We start from the raw sequence: 17,540 nt of genomic DNA on the forward strand, positions 1-17,540 counted from the left end.
CGATGGCGGTCTAACAGTCACATCAATATTGACTGCCAGACCGCCATCGCGAGCAGGCTCACTCCTACATTGGGCTTTGTGTTTATTCCGTGGGCTTTGCGCGTCTAGCCTTGAAAAACTCGCTGAGTACCGCCCCGCATTCCTCCGCCAACACCCCGCCTTCAAACAATACCCGGTGGTTCAAGAAGCCCTGGGTAAAAAACTGCCCCTGACTCTGCACAATCCCGGCCTTGGGCTCCAGCGCGCCATACACCACCCGCGCAATCCGTGAATGCACGATCAGCCCTGCGCACATGCTGCACGGTTCAAGGGTTACGTACAGCGTGCTGCCCGGCAGACGATAGTTGCTGGCGGCCAAGGCTGCGGCGCGGATTGCGACCATTTCGGCGTGGGCACTCGGGTCGTTGCCGCTGATCGGGCAATTGAATCCGCGACCGATGATCTCGCCGTCCTGCACCAACACGGCGCCCACGGGCACCTCACCCAGCGCCGCGCCTTGTGCGGCCAGGGCCAGGGCTTCGCGCATAAAGTCGCGGTCACGGCTGCGGTCGATGATCGCGGCGGGACGTATCTGACGCATCAGGCCACCTCGATAGCGGCCATCAGGCCGGTTTCCATGTGATCGATCACATGGCAATGGAACATCCACACGCCGGGGTTATCCGCCACCAGCGCCACTCGTGCGCGCTCGTTCTTGCCCAACAGGTAGGTGTCGGTGAAGTACGGGATCACCTTGTGCCGGTTCGAGGCGATGACTTTGAAGCTCATGCCGTGCAGGTGAATCGGATGCTGATACTGAGTCATGTTCTTCAATTCGAAAATGTAGCTCTTGCCCTTTTCGAGCTTGGCAATCGGGCGGTCGGCGCAGGTCTTGTCCGTGATGTCCCAGGCCTTGCCGTTAATCTGCCACAGGCTCGGCGGCTTGCCGTTGTCGACGTTGACCGACACCGATCCCACCCATTCGAAATTGAAGTTGAGTTTCTCGGCATTGGCCAGGTCGGGCTCGGCCACCGGGTTGGCCGGCAGGGCAGCGGGCCATTCGGTGGGTGCACCGGTGTTGGCCACCGAGCGCAACGTGCCCAGGCGAACCGGGCCGTTGCGCAGGGACAGTTCTTCACCGGCGGGCGGCGCCTTGATCGCCAGGCAGATACGCATGCCCGGGCCGAGCCAGTACTCCTTGCCCATGGGCCGCGGCTCCACCGGATTGCCATCCAGCGCGTAGATCTGCGCTTCGACGCCAGGAATATTGAGGCGATAGGTCAGGGTGTTATCGAGGTTGAGCAGGCGCACGCGGGTGATTTGCCCGGCGGGCAAGTCGATCACCGCTTGCGAGACACCGTTGATGGTCGACAGCCGTCCCGCCGTGCCACCCCGGGCGGCTTCGCGAGGAATGCTGAAGGCCACGAAAGCCCCCTCTTCATCGACGTGCCAGCTCTTGAGGCTCAGGGTTTTTTCGTATTTGAAACCGGTGGGCTCACGCTCTTCGACGATCAGCGGGCCGACGAGGCCGCGGCCGAGCTCTTCGCTGCTGTTCACGTGCGGGTGATACCAGTAACTGCCCGCGTCTGGCACACGGAATTTGTAGTCGAAGTACTCCCCAGGCAGCACCGGCAATTGCGAAACGTACGGGACACCGTCCATTTCCAGCGGCAGGCGGATGCCGTGCCAGTGAATGGTGGTCGCCACCGGCAGATGGTTGATGAAACGCACCCGCAACCATTCACCCTGACGAACCCGCAACTCGGTGCCCGGTGCCGAAGGGCCGAACGCCCAGGCTTCGGTCTTGTGCCCGGCGACCAGTTCGACGTCCAGCGGTGCGGCGATCAGCTCATAGTCATGACCGGCGTCAGCATCAGCCATCTTGCCCAGCCAGTACCGCGACGCGCCCCCCGCTCCGACACCAACGACAACAAGACCGGCCAGGCCACCGAGGATTTGGCGACGGGTAAAGGACATGAACTCAACTACCTCACGTATCAGCGACAGGCCCGAGGGCCTGTAAAAGGCGAATACGATACACCTGCGGATGAGAAACAGTAAGGGCGACCGAGGGCCGCACATCCCCCGGAAGGGAATCGGTTATGGCTGCAGGCCGGTAATCAGATGCACCACCCCGTCATCCAGCATCATGACGCCCGGCACACCTGCCACACTCAATGCCTGCCGATCCATCCGCGCCACATCCCGCAACGCCACCCGGACCCGGGTCAACGCTACAGGCTGCTGAGACTTGAGGTTATCCACACCACCCAGTGCGTCCACGACATTCGCTGGCAACCCGGACACCGGCTGAACAACTGCCTTCAGCTCCTCCGCCACCAGATCCGGCGTCAACGCTTTCCAGAACGCCCGCTGCATTTTCTCGAACATGTTCAGTTCTCCAGAACCAGTGAAGTATCGACCGTCGCCTCGTGATACAGGCGCAATGCCTCGCGTACCTGTCCGGCACTTTCCAGGCCCAGCACTTGCTGGGCGATGGCCTGACAGTCCATCAGGTCCAGCTCACGAACCGCTGCCTTGATCGACGGAATCAACGGCACACTCACCGACAGTTCATCCACCCCGAGCCCCAGCAACAGCGGAACGGCCAGCGTCTCGGAGGCCATGGCGCCGCACACACCGACCCATTTGCCGTGGGCGTGCGCGGCCTTTACGGTGCTGGCAATCAAGCGCAGCACCGCAGGATGAAAGCTGTCGGCCTGACTGGCCAGCCGCGGGTGATCGCGGTCCATGGCCAGGGTGTATTGCGTGAGGTCGTTGGTGCCAATGGAAAAGAAATCCACCTCGGGTGCAAACAGGTCCGCCATCAGTGCCGCCGCCGGCACTTCGATCATGATGCCCAGCTTGGGCAGTTCCGTGAGGCCCAAAACCAGCGCCTCTTCTTCGAGCAGTTGCCGAGCCAGGCGCAACTCCGACAGCTGCGTAACCATCGGCAGCATGATGTGCAGGCGAGCGAGCCCGGCACTGCCAAGGATGGCCTTGAACTGATCGCGCAACAGCTGCGGGCGCTCCAGGCACAAACGAATCCCGCGCATGCCGAGGAAGGGGTTGGTTTCGCTGTCCATCGGCACGTAGGCCAGCGGTTTGTCACCGCCGACGTCCAGGGTGCGCACCACCAGATTGCGCGTCGGCCCGAGTACTTTGGCGATGGCGTTGTAAGTAGACGCCTGCTCGTCATGGCTCGGCGCATGGTTGCGATCCAGATAGAGAAACTCCGAACGGAGCAAACCGACGCCCTCGCCTCCCAGTGCCATGGCCTGCTCGGCTTCCGCCAGCGAAGCGATGTTGGCCGTCACTTCAAAATGGTGACCGTCGCGGGTGCAGGCGGCCAGTGTTGCGTGCGCCAACTCATGCTGCCGGAGTTGCTGTTGAAGCTGGCGCTTGGCTTGCAGCTGTTCGATGGCCTGCAGATCCGGATCCAGCTGCAATTCGCCCTTGTCGGCATCGAGCAACACCTGGGTTCCATTGACCAGCGCCAGCACTTGTACCGGCAGTCCGCAGATCGCCGGCAAACCGAACGCCCGGGCGAGGATCGCGACGTGGCTGGTGGCACCGCCACCCACCGTGGCGAAACCCAGTACCTTGCGGGTATCGAGCCCGGCGGTCTGCGACGGCGTCAGTTGTTCGGCGATCAGGATCGCGCCTTCAGGCAGCTCCATCACCTGATCCCGTACGCCGAGGATCTGCTTGAGCACCCGCTGGCTCACATCGGCGAGGTCCGCAGCCCGCTCCGCGAGCAGGGCGTTACCCAGGCTCTTGAACAAGGTGGCTGCTGACTCGGTGGCCGAGCGCCACGCAAACCCGGCGCTTTTGCCTTCATCGATCAGCACGTGAGCCACTTCCAGCAGACCAGGATCTTCGAGCAGCTCCTGATGCGCCTTGAAAATGTCGGCCTGCGCGTCGCTCTTGGCGTTGTCACGCAGCTGTTGCAGGGCCACCAGTGCTTCGGCCAGGGCACGGGACAGATGATCGCGTTCCACCTGCGGTGTTGAGCCGAGTTCATTCACTTCCAGGTTTTGTTCGACGATCTGTACCACATGGCCAAACGCCGACCCGGGTGATGCACAAACCCCGCGCAGCACCGTCAGCGATGAAGCCTCGACCGCATTCACCTCAACCTGCATCGGACCCGCGACCACTTCACCGCATCCAGTCAGCAGCAGTTCGGCCAGCGTCTTGATCGCCGCTTCCGCATCCGGACCGGCCGCGCTGACTTGCATGACATCACCTTGCGCCGTCTGCAACGCCATGATCGCCACCAGGGATTTCGCGTTCGCAGTCTCCTGCTTTTTATGCAGGTAGATGCTCGCCGAAAAAGCTTTTGCCGCCTGGGCGAATACCGCGGCTGGACGGGCGTGCAAGCCGTTGAGGTTGGCCAGCGTCACCGGTTTTGAAAACAGCGCTTCTTCCGCTTCGGTTAGCGGCGTATCGCTTGTCTGCTCGACAAGGTTCAGGCTCAGCAGCGGCTGGCCACTGTCTACCAGACCCGTTTCCGGCGCCAGCCAGGTGAACGGTTCTCCACTGACCACCAGCATCAACGTCAGCAGGCTGCGGGCATTCAATGCAACAAAATCGGCATCGAACTCGATCAGCGCCTGCCCAACGTCAACCTGCTGGCCTTCCTCCACCAGCCGCGTAAACCCGTTTCCGGCCAGGTTCACCGTGTCGAGGCCGATGTGCATCAACACCTGCACACCCTTTTCGTCAGTGATGCTGACGGCATGCCCACTGGCCTGCACATTGCTGACAACCCCGGCCAGCGGCGCGCACAAGGTCGTTGAAGTCGGGTCGATGCACAGCCCGTCGCCGATGACCCGGCTGGAAAACACCGGGTCGGGCACGAGGTCCAGCGGCACCAATACGCCTGACAGGGGGGCGTGCAGTTGCAATTGTTGGGGTGTGGCCATGACGTCACCTGCTGTTTTGTTCTTTGAAGTGCCGATGGAGCGCGAGGCTCCGACAGCATCGCTTATTTCCACCAATACTCGACCTGCAATCCGACATTCGCACCGTGCCGCGCCGTGCCGAAGGCGCCGGTATCGGACAATGCCGAGCCCGCCGCCAGTTCATTGGCTGCCCGTTTGGCCGCCTCGTTCCAGCTGGCATAGGTGTAATACAGACGCACTTCGGGCCGCGCCCAGAATTCCGGACCTTTGGGCGACCATGTCGGGGCGAAGGTGAACTTGCTCAGCTTGCGCGTGCCGCCCGCAGCTTCGACCTGATCGTGGCCCAGTTCGGTCACCAGTTTGAACTGCTCGGTGATCGCGTACGCCGGACGAATTCCCAGGGAAATCCAGTTCTGATCGGCCCCGTCCGGGCGAATGTCCTTCTGGTAAACCGCCTCGACTTGTCCGCCAAACCGTGGCGTCACTTGCCAGTCGAAGAACTCCACCACCCGGTAGCTTTTGTTGCTGTCGTCCAGCTTTACGTTGCCGGTATAGCCCAGCCCGGTGCCGGGGCCTTCGCCGTACTGGAAGGCCAGTTTGTTCTTGCCGCCCAGAAAACCTTTTTGCACATGCTGTGCGGTGATTGCCCAGCCGCGGTGTGCGTCGCGGCTGTCGGGTTTGTCGATGTAGCTCAGTCCGAGTTCCAGTTCACCACCGGGGTTGGTGCGGAAACCGGCGACGTTGAAATCGTGACGGTTGATGTAGTCCTTCTGATACAGGTTGTCCTTGCGCGAGAAGGCATAGCTGTATTTCAGATCGCCGATCAGCACATCCTCGATACCACCGCCCGTGGCGCTCTGGTTCCAGTAGTAGAAGTCGGAGATGTGGATGTCGTTTCGCTTGTAGTAACGCCGACCGGCCCACAGCGAACCGCCGTTGAGGCTCGGCATGTTCGACCACTGCGCGTACAACTGCGGCATGCGCACCGAGCCATTGTCGCCATTGAACGTCAGGTCCTTGTCGTACTGGTTATACAGAGAAGCCATGCCGTCGACGCTCAGCACCGAACCATCGTCCAGGCTGTACAGGTCCTGGCGAAGTTCAAGCTCACCGTACTGCTCACACTCGTTGCCCAAGCGGTATTTGGTCTGCGCGCCGGGCAGTTGGAAACACTGTTGTTTTCCACTGTTGACCGATGTCCCGACGCCGCTGCGCACGTAGCCGCCGAACTCCAGGGCCTGCGCTGACAACGGCAACGCCAGGCATAAGCTCGCGGCAGCAAGGCTGCGATTTAGTGTTGTTTTCAAGAACCACCCCATTATTTTTATTGTGTTGTTCCGCAAATTCGGCGCGCAAAACTCCCCCGCGCAGCGTTCTGCGTGTTTTTTAAAGTCGGTGTTTTTAGTGGTCGATCAGTCGGTCAGGTGCAAAACGAACGACTCATAGGGCCTTAAAGAAATCTGCCGGTTTCGCGGCGGACAGTTCGGGTAATTGCTGATGACCAGGCGTTGAGTCATGGCTTCGCTGATCACGTCATCGGGCAGCTCGACGTCGCACGGCGTGCCATAGAAGTTGTTCAGTACCAGCAAACGCTCGCCTTGACCTTCACGCACATACGCCCAGATTTGCGGGTGCTCCGGCAACAATTGCCGATAGACGCCATCGGAAATCAGCGCTTCGCTACGGCGCAGGGCAATCAACTGACGGTAGTGATGCAGCACGGAGTCCGGGTCTTCGAGCTGGGTGGCGACGTTGATCTGCGTCGCGTTGGCCGGCACGCCAATCCAGGGTTCTGCGGCGCTGAATCCTGCGTTCGGCTCGGTGTTCCAGTGCATCGGCGTACGGCCGTTGTCCCGGGATTTCTGCATGATCGCCGCCATGTTGTCCGCGTCGCTCGCACCGGCCTCCCGCTTGAGGCGGAAGATGTTCAGCGTCTCGACATCGCGGTACTGATCGATGTGATCAAACCCCGGATTGGTCATGCCCAGTTCTTCGCCCTGATACACAAACGGTGTGCCCTGAAGGAAGTGCAGCGCGGTGCCGAGCATCTTCGCCGAGATCACCCGAAACTCGCCGTCGTTGCCGAAACGCGACACCACCCGTGGCTGGTCGTGGTTACACCAGAACAACGCGTTCCAGCCACCGCCGGCCTGCATGCCGGTCTGCCAGTCCGAGAGAATGCGCTTGAGTTCGAGGAAGTCGAAGTCGGCGCGAATCCACTTCTGCAGGTTCGGGTAATCGACCTTCAGGTGATGAAAGTTGAAGGTCATCGACAGTTCTTTCGACTCTGGCTTCGAGTAGCGAATGCAGTGTTCCAGGCTGGTGGACGACATCTCGCCGACGTTGATCAGGTCGTGACCTTCGAAGACTTCGCGGTGCATTTGCTGCAAGTATTCATGCACGTTCGGGCCGTCGGTGTAGAAGCGTCGACCGTCGGTGTTGTCTTCTGGAAAGTCCGCTGGTTTGGAGATCAGGTTGATCACATCCAGACGGAAACCGCCCACGCCTTTATCGCGCCAGAAACGCATCATCTTGAAGACTTCGGCGCGTACGTTCGGGTTGTCCCAATTCAGGTCGGCCTGGGTGTGATCGAACAGGTGCAGGAAGTACTGACCGGTCTGCGCTTCGTATTCCCAGGCCGAACCACCGAACTTGGATTCCCAGTTGTTGGGCTGATCGCGCCAGATGTAAAAGTCGCGGTACGGGTTGTCGAGGCTGCTACGGGCCTGCTGGAACCAGGCGTGTTCGATCGAGGTGTGGTTGACCACGATATCGAGCATCAGCTTGATCCCGCGCTTGCCCGCCTCGGCAATCAGCAACTCACAATCGGCCATGGTCCCGTAGCTCGGGTCGATGGCGTAGTAATCGCTGATGTCGTAACCGTTGTCGCGCTGGGGCGAACGCAGGAACGGCGTGATCCACAGGCAGTCGACACCCAGCCAGTGCAGGTAATCGAGCTTGGCCACGACGCCGAGCAAATCCCCCGTGGGGTTGCCGGCGTGGCTGTGAAAACTCTTCGGGTAGATCTGATAGATCACCGAACGTTGCCAGTCTTGCATGGCGCTATTCCTTCAATAATTTTGTCCAGGCCTTGCTCGGGAATCCGGTCTGTCAGGCAACCCGATACCCTGGCCGGATAATCTTCATGCTCAACCCACAGGTCAGAACAAACGGCACGACCATCGCAATCACCATTCCAATCACAAACATCGGAATGAACTGCGGAATGATCGAGATGAAACCGGGCAAGCCACCCACACCGATGGCCGAGGCCTGGACCTTGTTCAGCGACAGGAAGATGCAACCCAGGGCCGAGCCGCAAAGGGCCGCATAGAACGGAAACTTGTAGCGCAGGTTGACCCCGAACATGGCCGGTTCGGTGATGCCGAAATAGGCGGAAATCGCCGAGGTCGAGGCCATGCTTTTGTCGCGGACACTTCGGGTCATGTAGAACACCGCCAGTGCCGCGCTGCCCTGGGCGAGGTTGGACATGACGATCATCGGCCAGATGAACGTGCCGCCCTGGGTGGAGATCAGTTGCAAGTCGACCGCGAGGAACATGTGGTGCATGCCGGTGATCACCAGCGGCGCGTAGAGCAGCCCGAAAATCGCCCCGCCGACCATCGGCGCGAGGTCAAACAGCATGACCACGCCTTCGGTGATGAGAATCCCCAGATGCCGGGTCACCGGGCCGATCACGGCCAGTGCCAACACGCCGGTGACCACGATGGTGGTAATCGGCACCACCAGCAATTGCACGGCGTTCGGCACCCGCGCCCGCAGCCATTTTTCGATGACGCTCATGACATAGGCCGCCAGCAGGATCGGCAGGATTTGGCCCTGGTAACCGACCTTCTCGATCTGGAACAACCCGAGAATGTCAAAGTACGGCAGGCTTTGCCCGTCCAGCCCGGCCACCGCTTTGCCGTAGTTCCAGGCGTTGAGCAGGTCTGGGTGAACCAGCATCAGGCCGAGCACGATGCCGAGGATTTCGCTGCCACCGAACCGCTTGGCCGCCGACCAGCCCACCAGTGCCGGCAAGAACACAAACGAGGTGTTGGCCATCAGGTTGATCAGGCTCCAGAGCCCGTCGAGTTTCGGGTAGGCATCCAGCAGGGTCTGGCCTTCGATGAACATCCCCTTGGCGCCGATCAGGTTGTTGATGCCCATCAACAGCCCCGCAATGATCAACGCCGGCAGGATCGGCATGAACACGTCGGAAAACACCCGCACAAGACGCTGCATCGCGTTTATCTTGTCGGCGCTTTTTTGTTTAACGTCGGCGATGGTTGAGGCGGCTAGACCGGTTTGACGGCGCAGTTCGGCGTACACCTTTTCAACCTCGCCGGGGCCGATGACCACCTGGAACAGACCACCGGTGAAGAATGAGCCTTTCACCAGGTCAATCTGATTCAGCGTGGCGCTGTCGACCAGGCTCGGGTCCTTGAGGGCCAGGCGCAGACGTGTGACGCAGTGCGCGGCCTGCTCGAGGTTGTCGCTCCCACCGAGGCTTTGCAGCAGCTCGCTGGCGATGTTCGGATAGTCGTGGCTCATGCTTTTCTTCCGCTGTAGTTTTTTGTTTTTGGCAGCACGCCGAAGCGAAAAGTACTCGTCTGTACGAGTTAAAGCAACAACTCGTACAGACGAGTTTGATTTTGTTTACTACGACCCCGTCAATCGGCGACTTTTCCTACCTCCCGAAACGATGAAACCCAAAGCCGCATGGACAAACCCCTACCCTGCCCTTAAGGTTCGAAACCTTGAGTACATCGCGGCACAGAGCCATCCCCATGAGTAAATACAACCAGATCTACAGCGATCTGCTTGCCAGCATCACGACCGAACGTCTGGAACGCGGCGCCCGGTTGCCTTCCGAAACCGAATTGATGGACACCTATCAGGCCAGCCGCGGCACCGTGCGCAAGGCCATCGAGCAATTGCAGGAGCGCGGTTTCGCGCAGAAAGTCCACGGTAAAGGCACTTTCGTGTTGTCGACCAACCCGATCGAATTCCAGTTGGGCGGCATCGTCAGCTTCCAGGAGACCTATCCGCGACTGGGCAATGACGTCAGCACCGAGGTGGTCGAATTCACCCAAATCCCCCTCGAAGGCCCGCTGCTCGACCACATCAAGGCTGAAGAAGGCAGCCTGATCACGCGGATCAAGCGCGTGCGGCGGATTGACGGCAAACGCGTGATCCTCGACATCAACCATTTCGTCAGCGACGTGATTCCCGGCCTGAACCGCGACATCGCCGAGCAGTCGATCTATGCCTTCATCGAACAGACCCTGCAGCTGCAAATCGCCTACGCCCAGCGCACCATCGAAGCGGTACCTCGAAGCAAGGACGACCAACACCACCTGGACCTCGACGGCCAGAGCCATGTGATCGTGGTCAGCAACCAGACGTTCCTGCAGGACGGTCGCCAATTCGAATACACCGAATCACGGCATACCCTCGACAAGTTCTACTTTTCGGATGTGGCACGGCGCTGACCCTACACGGTCACGAAAGGCATGTGGGCATAACTATGTAGTGCACTTGCCTTGAGCAAACGGGTCATCCTCACGGCCCATTTCTCAAGGAGCGAGATCATGCCTGCCGATCAAAGTACTGAAGCGTTACCCAATGCTGCCGACAGGGAGCAGCTGAAAACGATTGCCCCCGTCGTTGTCACAGCCTGTCCGGGGTTGAAGGAAGAAGCCCACGCGGTCGCCAGTGAAATCCTGAAAAAACACGGCATCACCGACAAGGACCCTGACCAGGTCTGGTGGCATCGGTTCGATAACGTCTCAGCCAGCAGCACCAAGGCCTTTCTGAGTTGGGAACACGCCCCCAAGCCCTGTGAATCACTGACCCTGACGCAACTGGTGATCCAGGGATATCGCGTGACCGATCAAGACGACGCCCTCGAACTGAACAGTAACGGCGGGTTTTACACTGAAGACGCAAACGCCAGCATTTTCAATGAAACCAACGAGGTGCGGATGTACCCCAGCAAGGTCCTCACAGACCTGTGGGAGATGAACCTCAGTGAACGCTACCTGAATAAGCTGAACGCTTTCTGGACCACGCATTTCGATGACTTCCGGACCCTGGCCAAATCCAGCTACCTCAGCAAAGCGGTCGAGGCGCGGCAAAACGGTCAGCTGGAAGAGGACGATTTCCAGACCGTCGTAAGGGCCGTTGTCGCTGACGCAGCCTGGCCGATTACCCTGGCGACGCTGCAATCCCAAACCACGGCGCCTGCGGATCTTCGTGTCTGCGCCCTGGATGTCGCAGGGCACGTCGCCACCGATATTCTGCGCATCGTTGACCGCAACGGCCGACAGATCACTTATGTTCCCGGCGCCGCACAGGCCTTCCACGTGCATCCCACACAAACGGACATGCACTGGTGGATGTTGCTGCAAATGAATGAGGCGCAGCCGCGCACCGAGTTCATGACCCATTTCCCGCTGTCGGTTCGCAAGGAAGTCCATGACAACATCACTCCGCTGATGAACCAGCTGGTCGGCACCTGGGGAAAATACGACCATCACCTGATCAATCAGAAAAACATCACCATCAGTGGCGATGCCTTCGCCTGGCAGAGCCGGGCAGTCCAGAGCACGATGCTGGAAGAGGCGGACCTGACGCTGGTGACCCACGGACAAATGCGCAAACAGCTCTGGCTGGGTTACCTGAGTGCCGGTCTGCATGTTTTTGGTCCCTTGGCGATGATGGGCTGGCCAATCGCGCTGCCGGTGATCGGTGCCAGCCTCGCCGCGATGGGTTTGAACATCGACAAGGCGGTGAATGGCAAAACGGCGGCGCAGCGCAAGGCCGGCGTCATTGGCGCGGTGCTCGATGGCATCAATGCGCTGTTCAACATTCCGCTGCTCAAGGAAGTCAACGTATTGGAAGACGTCGGGGCTGCGGCCGAGGCGGCTGAAGCGACCGAGATGGCGGATTTGAACAAGACCCTCAATCCGGAAGAAAGCGTCGTCACGCAAGACCCTCTGGCGCCCGGAGAGTCAGAGGAAGGGCCTCTGCAACCGGGTGTGTTGCCGACCCTGCCCGAGGAAACCGCCGAAGCTTTTGAAGTGCCGGAGCACTACCAAAGCAATGAAATCCTCGAAAACTACCCGATGGCCACGAGCGGAAAATTCCAGGGTATCTATACGCTGGACTCAAACCCTTCCACCGCCATCATGATGAACGATCAGGCTTATTACGTGCGCTACGAAGCCGACATCAACGGTGGCGGTACGTGGGCGATCATCGACCCCAGTCATCCGCAGGCGTCCACGGGATCGATTCCCGTGCGCCTGAATGACGAGGGCGAATGGGAGTTGGCACCCTCAGCCGGATTGAAAGGCGGCGGCAAAGGCCTCAGCAAGCCTGCGCCCGTACCCGGTCCTTCCAGGCCGACGACTCACGCCCGGCCAAGGTCTGATTTTTTCAGTCATTTGACGCGATACGATGCACCCAATGGACGTTCGCTGAACTTCCTGGCCTTGGGAAAGCCGGAAACCCATATAAAAGTCGTGGCCATGCCTAACGGGTTCATCAGAGGAGTCTCCCCCTACGAAGAGTATGTCGCTGGGCGTCGAGCGGTGCTGATCAGGGATGCAATCGTATTCCAGACCCCGGAGGACTTTTTTGCCTCGTTGCCCGCCCGGCCGGTGCAGCCCGTGATCACACCCTCCACCACCGTGACGGAACTCATCGAGAACATTTTCAACACTGCGCCCGGCCTTGTCGTCGGTGAAAGTCAGGATCGCATTGCCAGCATGCGGTTCCTGATCGAAAACATGCAGACGCTGGCGAAACAAGGCGTCAAGACGATCTACATGCATCGCCTGCTCAACGACTTCAATCAAGTCGACCTGAACGAGTTCGCCGAAACCGGGGACATGCATGGGATGCTGGAGAAATACCTGCAGAAACTGCCAGGTGATCCTGCCGGACAGTACACCCCCCTTGAAGTCGTCAAAGCGGCCCAGCAGAACGGCATTCGAATCCAGGCCACCGATTGCCTGGCGAGTTATCGCTACACAGATTCAAACTTCCGTGCCATCTCACGACAATCCGTCAAGACCTACCTCACCCATACCATCATGCAGGCCACTCAAGCCCGCAATGGCGGCGGAAAATGGCTGGCGCTCACCGACCAGGAGAGTACAAACACATTCAGGGGCATGGCCGGCATCAGCGAAACGGAGGGAGGTATCGGTCTACGCATCGAAGAAGTGGGCCCAGACCAGCCTATGCACCTGGGCATCGACCATGGCATCGAGGTCGGCCGTGATGTTTCGGAGGCCGGCGCTCAAATGCGCGGTGATTTCGACACCCTGTATGCCGACATCAGCTTGCAGATGCCGACTCCGGTCATTCAACGATCGTCTGAGCAAATCAATCAGCTGCTGTTCCGCCAGGGCATGTTCACCATTGAAAGGTCGGACGACGCGTTGACGCTGATCCATCGCAGCCGGTCGAATCAGATTGTGCGAACGATGATTGAGCGAACGGCGAATGGGGGCTTTCTGATCAACCGCCCTGCCTGGGCCGCCGTGCATCAGGTCACTTACGCGAATCTGATCAGCCTTGTCCACGCGCTCAATCGCATGGGCCTGATGCTTGAAGGGCGCCTGCCCACTGTAGCGGCCTGATCGCAAAAAGGCCCCGTGAACTCATGCTCACGGGGCCTTTCAGGTGTTACGGGCGATCAGTCAGACCGGGATCATTCCCACTCGATCGTCGCTGGCGGCTTGCTCGACACGTCGTAAGTCACACGGGAGATGCCTTCGATTTCATTGATGATCCGGCCGCTGACGGTTTCCAGCAGTTCGTAAGGCAGGTGTGCCCAACGCGCGGTCATGAAGTCGATGGTTTCCACTGCACGCAGGGCCACGACCCAGGCGTAACGACGGCCATCACCAACCACGCCAACCGATTTCACCGGCTGGAACACCACGAAGGCCTGGCTGACTTTGTGGTACCAGTCAGCTTTGCGCAGTTCTTCGATGAAGATGTGGTCGGCGCGACGCAACAGGTCGGCGTATTCCTTCTTCACTTCACCGAGAATGCGCACGCCCAGTCCCGGGCCCGGGAACGGGTGACGGTAGACCATGTCGTACGGCAGGCCGAGTTCCAGGCCCAGACGACGGACTTCGTCCTTGAACAGCTCGCGCAGGGGTTCAACCAGCTTGAGGTTCATTTCTTCCGGCAAGCCACCCACGTTGTGGTGCGACTTGATCACGTGGGCCTTGCCGCTTTTGGCGCCAGCCGACTCGATCACGTCCGGGTAGATGGTGCCTTGAGCGAGGTACTTGATGTTGTCCAGTTTGTTGGACTGGGCATCGAAGACGTCGATGAAGGTACGGCCGATGATCTTGCGCTTCTTCTCCGGGTCGGACTCGCCGGCCAGGTTGTTCAGGAACTGGTCTTCAGCGTTGGCGCGGATCACCTTGACGCCCATGTTCTCGGCGAACATGGCCATCACTTGCTCACCTTCGTGCAGACGCAGCAGGCCGTTGTCGACGAAGACGCAGGTCAGCTGGTCGCCGATGGCTTTGTGCAGCAGCGCGGCAACCACCGAAGAGTCAACGCCGCCGGACAGGCCGAGCAGCACGTTGTCAGTGCCGACCTGGGCGCGGATATTGGCGATGGCGTCTTCCGCAATCTTCGACGGCGTCCACAGGGCTTCACAGCCGCAGATGTCGAGGATGAAGCGCGACAGGATGCGACCGCCCTGCTTGGTGTGGGTCACTTCCGGGTGGAACTGCACGCCGTAGTAGCCACGAGCATCGTCGAACATGCCGGCAATCGGGCAGCTCGGGGTGCTGGCCAGGATGTGGAATTCCTGCGGCATCTTGGTGACCTTGTCACCATGGCTCATCCACACGTCGAGACCGAACAGGCCGTCAGCGTCGATGTGGTCTTCGATGCCGTCGAGCAGGCGGCTCTTGCCCACTACGTCGACACGGGCATAACCGAACTCACGCAGTTCGGAACCTTCAACCTTGCCACCCAGCTGTTCGGCCATGGTCTGCATGCCGTAGCAGATACCGAAGACCGGAACGCCCAGGTCGAACACCGCCTGCGGGCAGCGAGGGCTGTCGGCTTCGTGCACGGACTCGGGGCCGCCGGCAAGAATGACGCCTTTTGGAGCGAATTCGCGAATCGCGTCTTCATCCATATCGAACGGATGCAGTTCGCAGTACACGCCGATTTCGCGCACGCGGCGGGCAATCAGCTGGGTGTACTGGGAACCGAAATCGAGGATCAGGATGCGGTGAGCGTGAATGTCGAGGGCCATGATTCAGTCTCGTCTAGTAATTCAGAAACAGTCGTGATTCAGAAACAACTCGGGGCTGAATAAAACAGCCCCGGTTACTTAACGTTTTGCTTGAAGCCTCAACCTACGCGGTAGTTTGGCGCTTCTTTGGTGATCTGTACGTCGTGGACGTGGGACTCGGCCATGCCAGCGCCGGTGATCCGCACGAACTCAGGCTTGGTGCGCATTTCTTCGATGTCGGCACTGCCGGTGTAACCCATCGAGGAACGCAGGCCGCCCATCAGTTGATGGATGATGGCGCTCAGGCTGCCCTTGTAAGGAACACGCCCTTCGATGCCTTCCGGAACCAGCTTCTCGGCACCCGCGGAGGAGTCCTGGAAGTAGCGGTCGGAGGAACCCTGGGCCTGGGACATGGCGCCCAGCGAGCCCATGCCGCGGTAAGCCTTGTACGAACGACCCTGGAACAGTTCGATCTCGCCCGGGGCTTCTTCAGTACCGGCGAACATCGAGCCCATCATCACGCAGGAAGCACCGGCCACGATGGCCTTGGACAGGTCACCGGAGAAGCGGATGCCGCCGTCGGCGATCAACGGAACGCCAGTGCCTTCAAGGGCAGCGGCGACGTTGGCGATGGCACTGATTTGCGGGACGCCGACACCGGCGACGATACGGGTGGTGCAGATCGAGCCAGGGCCGATACCGACCTTGACCGCATCAGCGCCGGCTTCGGCCAGGGCCTTGGCAGCAGCGCCGGTGGCGATGTTGCCGCCGATGACCTGCACTTCAGGGAAATTCTGTTTGACCCAGCGAACGCGGTCGATCACGCCTTTGGAGTGACCGTGTGCGGTGTCGACCACCACCACGTCAACGCCGGCATTGACCAGGGCAGCGACGCGGTCACCGGTGTCTTTACCGGTACCGACTGCTGCGCCAACACGCAGACGACCTTGATCGTCCTTGCTGGCCAGCGGGTACGCCTTGGCTTTTTCGATGTCGTTGACGGTCATCATGCCTTTGAGGGCAAATTTGTCGTCGACGATCAGCACGCGTTCGATGCGGTGTTTGTGCAACAGCTCGCGAACGTCGTTCTTGTCGGCGCCTTCCTTGACCGTGACCAGACGCTCTTTGGGCGTCATCACTTCGCGGACCGTGGCTTCCAGACGATTTTCGAAACGCACGTCACGGGAAGTGACGATGCCGACCAGGTCGCCATTGTGCAAAACCGGAACGCCGGAGATGTTGTGCAGACGGGTCAGTTCGAACAGTTCACGCACCGTGGCTTCAGCCTCGATGGTGATCGGGTCCTTGACCACGCCGGCCTCGTAACGCTTGACCTTGCGCACTTCGGCAGCTTGCTGCTCGATGGTCATGTTCTTGTGGATGATACCGATGCCACCTTCCTGAGCCATGGCGATTGCCAGACGGGCTTCAGTGACGGTGTCCATGGCGGCAGAAACCAGAGGAATATTCAGCTCGATGCCACGGGTAAGGCGGGTCTTGAGACTGACTTCGTTAGGAAGCACCTCGGAATAACCGGGCACTAGGAGAATGTCGTCGAATGTCAGAGCTTCTTGGCTGATACGCAGCATCGCGGGGGCTCCCGAGCGGGAAAATGGAAGCGCGCCATTATAGTCAGACACCCCCTCGTGTTCAATGTAAAACTCTTTCTATTATTAGCATTACTGATATACGGGGATTGTCGCTTCCTACAACTCGACTTTCACCCAACTGACGGGCTGATCCAGCCAATCGGCAAACTCATCGATAAAGCTCTGCTTGAACCCGGCTTCGGCCCAATTGTTGAAAATGAACCCCAGGTTGGAAAAGCCGCATTCCTGTAAGAACAGAAAGCCGTTGATGTCGTCTTCATGCCCGCATTCCGGGCAGGTGAAGTTATCGGTGCGCCCCGGCATCCAGTCTTCCAGGCTTTCGAACAGCGCTTCGCCGACTTCCTTGCGGCACTCGGCGCAACCCGCCTCTTCCAGAAACCCCTTGGCCGGCGTGTAGATGCAGCGCTTGGTGATGATCTCCAGGCCATTGATCGGCTCGCCGAACGGCAGCGCTTGTGGGTGCAACACCACGGCGCGGGCACCGTCGGCGATGGCGTGGCCCATGCGGTTACCGGTACGGCCACACGTGGTCAGCTCTTCCTTGATGATGTTCTTGCGCACCAGCCAGCGCACGACCGCCCGGGCCCGGGGTTCGTGTACCGGCAGTGTGGAGATTTTCGGGACGATGATGCTTTGCGAATTCATGGTGCAAGCCTACTGCGTCAATTGGATGTTTCTGCGGTGTTCTTTCTGACGCCTTCGCGGGCAAGCCTCGCTCCTACCGGAAAAGTTTGCGAACGACTGTAGGAGCGAGGCTTGCCC

Annotated in this window: 12 protein-coding genes; 2 read left to right on the top strand and 10 right to left on the bottom strand. The window is 59.7% G+C overall.

Annotated elements, in window-relative coordinates; genetic code table 11:
• Positions 1-82 precede the first annotated feature (82 nt).
• The 7 genes from tadA to treP form a co-directional block, all read right to left on the bottom strand.
• The gene (tadA, locus tag QMX98_RS22650; protein ID WP_157710445.1) at positions 83-580 is read right to left on the bottom strand and encodes a tRNA adenosine(34) deaminase TadA; all 498 of its coding nucleotides are present in this window, start codon (positions 578-580) and stop codon (positions 83-85) included.
• Positions 580-1,956, bottom strand: coding sequence for a multicopper oxidase family protein (locus QMX98_RS22655; RefSeq protein ID WP_282411405.1), 1,377 nt, complete (start codon positions 1,954-1,956; stop codon positions 580-582). The genes tadA and QMX98_RS22655 overlap by 1 nt, the downstream gene beginning before the upstream one ends.
• A gap of 123 nt (positions 1,957-2,079) precedes the next feature.
• The gene (locus QMX98_RS22660) at positions 2,080-2,370 is read right to left on the bottom strand and encodes a PTS transporter subunit EIIB (RefSeq protein ID WP_282411406.1); all 291 of its coding nucleotides are present in this window, start codon (positions 2,368-2,370) and stop codon (positions 2,080-2,082) included.
• A 2-nt stretch (positions 2,371-2,372) separates the two neighbouring features.
• Positions 2,373-4,907 carry a phosphoenolpyruvate--protein phosphotransferase gene (gene ptsP / locus QMX98_RS22665; RefSeq protein WP_282411407.1) on the bottom strand — a complete coding sequence of 845 codons (2,535 nt, stop codon included), beginning with the start codon at positions 4,905-4,907 and terminating at the stop codon, positions 2,373-2,375.
• Positions 4,908-4,969: 62 nt separating this feature from the next.
• Positions 4,970-6,193, bottom strand: a complete 1,224-nt coding sequence (locus QMX98_RS22670) for a carbohydrate porin (RefSeq protein ID WP_282411408.1) — start codon at positions 6,191-6,193, stop codon at positions 4,970-4,972.
• Positions 6,194-6,298: 105 nt separating this feature from the next.
• On the bottom strand, positions 6,299-7,945 hold the full coding sequence (gene treC / locus QMX98_RS22675; protein ID WP_282411409.1) for an alpha,alpha-phosphotrehalase: 1,647 nt from the start codon (positions 7,943-7,945) through the stop codon (positions 6,299-6,301).
• 52 nt (positions 7,946-7,997) lie between these two features.
• Positions 7,998-9,440, bottom strand: coding sequence for a PTS system trehalose-specific EIIBC component (gene treP / locus QMX98_RS22680; RefSeq protein ID WP_102593576.1), 1,443 nt, complete (start codon positions 9,438-9,440; stop codon positions 7,998-8,000).
• 236 nt (positions 9,441-9,676) lie between these two features.
• Here treP and treR point away from each other — a divergent pair, with 236 nt between their 5' ends.
• Positions 9,677-10,381 (top strand): trehalose operon repressor, encoded by a 705-nt coding sequence (gene treR, locus QMX98_RS22685; protein ID WP_010457814.1) that lies wholly within the window; start codon positions 9,677-9,679, stop codon positions 10,379-10,381.
• Between the two features lie 99 nt (positions 10,382-10,480).
• Positions 10,481-13,540 carry a membrane-targeted effector domain-containing toxin gene (locus QMX98_RS22690; RefSeq protein ID WP_282411410.1) on the top strand — a complete coding sequence of 1,020 codons (3,060 nt, stop codon included), beginning with the start codon at positions 10,481-10,483 and terminating at the stop codon, positions 13,538-13,540.
• Positions 13,541-13,611: 71 nt separating this feature from the next.
• Here QMX98_RS22690 and guaA read toward each other — a convergent pair whose 3' ends face one another.
• The 3 genes from guaA to QMX98_RS22705 all read right to left on the bottom strand — a co-directional run bounded on the left by guaA (position 13,612) and on the right by QMX98_RS22705 (position 17,423).
• Positions 13,612-15,189, bottom strand: a complete 1,578-nt coding sequence (gene guaA, locus QMX98_RS22695) for a glutamine-hydrolyzing GMP synthase (RefSeq protein WP_010457818.1) — start codon at positions 15,187-15,189, stop codon at positions 13,612-13,614.
• A gap of 98 nt (positions 15,190-15,287) precedes the next feature.
• A complete protein-coding gene (gene guaB / locus QMX98_RS22700; RefSeq protein WP_010457821.1) occupies positions 15,288-16,757 on the bottom strand; it encodes an IMP dehydrogenase in 1,470 nt (489 codons plus the stop codon).
• A gap of 117 nt (positions 16,758-16,874) precedes the next feature.
• On the bottom strand, positions 16,875-17,423 hold the full coding sequence (locus tag QMX98_RS22705; RefSeq protein ID WP_077749331.1) for a sugar ABC transporter ATPase: 549 nt from the start codon (positions 17,421-17,423) through the stop codon (positions 16,875-16,877).
• Positions 17,424-17,540: the final 117 nt, after the last annotated feature.

The sequence above is a fragment of the Pseudomonas sp. PS02303 genome (genome assembly GCF_029959925.1).
Classification (GTDB): domain Bacteria; phylum Pseudomonadota; class Gammaproteobacteria; order Pseudomonadales; family Pseudomonadaceae; genus Aquipseudomonas; species Aquipseudomonas mandelii.

What these genes read in the sequence shown, in the direction of transcription:
- treR (WP_010457814.1), top strand. Translation starts at nt 9,677, where the DNA reads ATGAGTAAATACAACCAGATCTACAGCGATCTGCTTGCCAGCATCACG.
- treP (WP_102593576.1), bottom strand. Translation starts at nt 9,440, where the DNA reads ATGAGCCACGACTATCCGAACATCGCCAGCGAGCTGCTGCAAAGCCTC.
- ptsP (WP_282411407.1), bottom strand. Translation starts at nt 4,907, where the DNA reads ATGGCCACACCCCAACAATTGCAACTGCACGCCCCCCTGTCAGGCGTA.
- QMX98_RS22690 (WP_282411410.1), top strand. Translation starts at nt 10,481, where the DNA reads ATGCCTGCCGATCAAAGTACTGAAGCGTTACCCAATGCTGCCGACAGG.
- tadA (WP_157710445.1), bottom strand. Translation starts at nt 580, where the DNA reads ATGCGTCAGATACGTCCCGCCGCGATCATCGACCGCAGCCGTGACCGC.
- QMX98_RS22660 (WP_282411406.1), bottom strand. Translation starts at nt 2,370, where the DNA reads ATGTTCGAGAAAATGCAGCGGGCGTTCTGGAAAGCGTTGACGCCGGAT.
- QMX98_RS22655 (WP_282411405.1), bottom strand. Translation starts at nt 1,956, where the DNA reads ATGTCCTTTACCCGTCGCCAAATCCTCGGTGGCCTGGCCGGTCTTGTT.
- guaA (WP_010457818.1), bottom strand. Translation starts at nt 15,189, where the DNA reads ATGGCCCTCGACATTCACGCTCACCGCATCCTGATCCTCGATTTCGGT.
- guaB (WP_010457821.1), bottom strand. Translation starts at nt 16,757, where the DNA reads ATGCTGCGTATCAGCCAAGAAGCTCTGACATTCGACGACATTCTCCTA.
- treC (WP_282411409.1), bottom strand. Translation starts at nt 7,945, where the DNA reads ATGCAAGACTGGCAACGTTCGGTGATCTATCAGATCTACCCGAAGAGT.
- QMX98_RS22705 (WP_077749331.1), bottom strand. Translation starts at nt 17,423, where the DNA reads ATGAATTCGCAAAGCATCATCGTCCCGAAAATCTCCACACTGCCGGTA.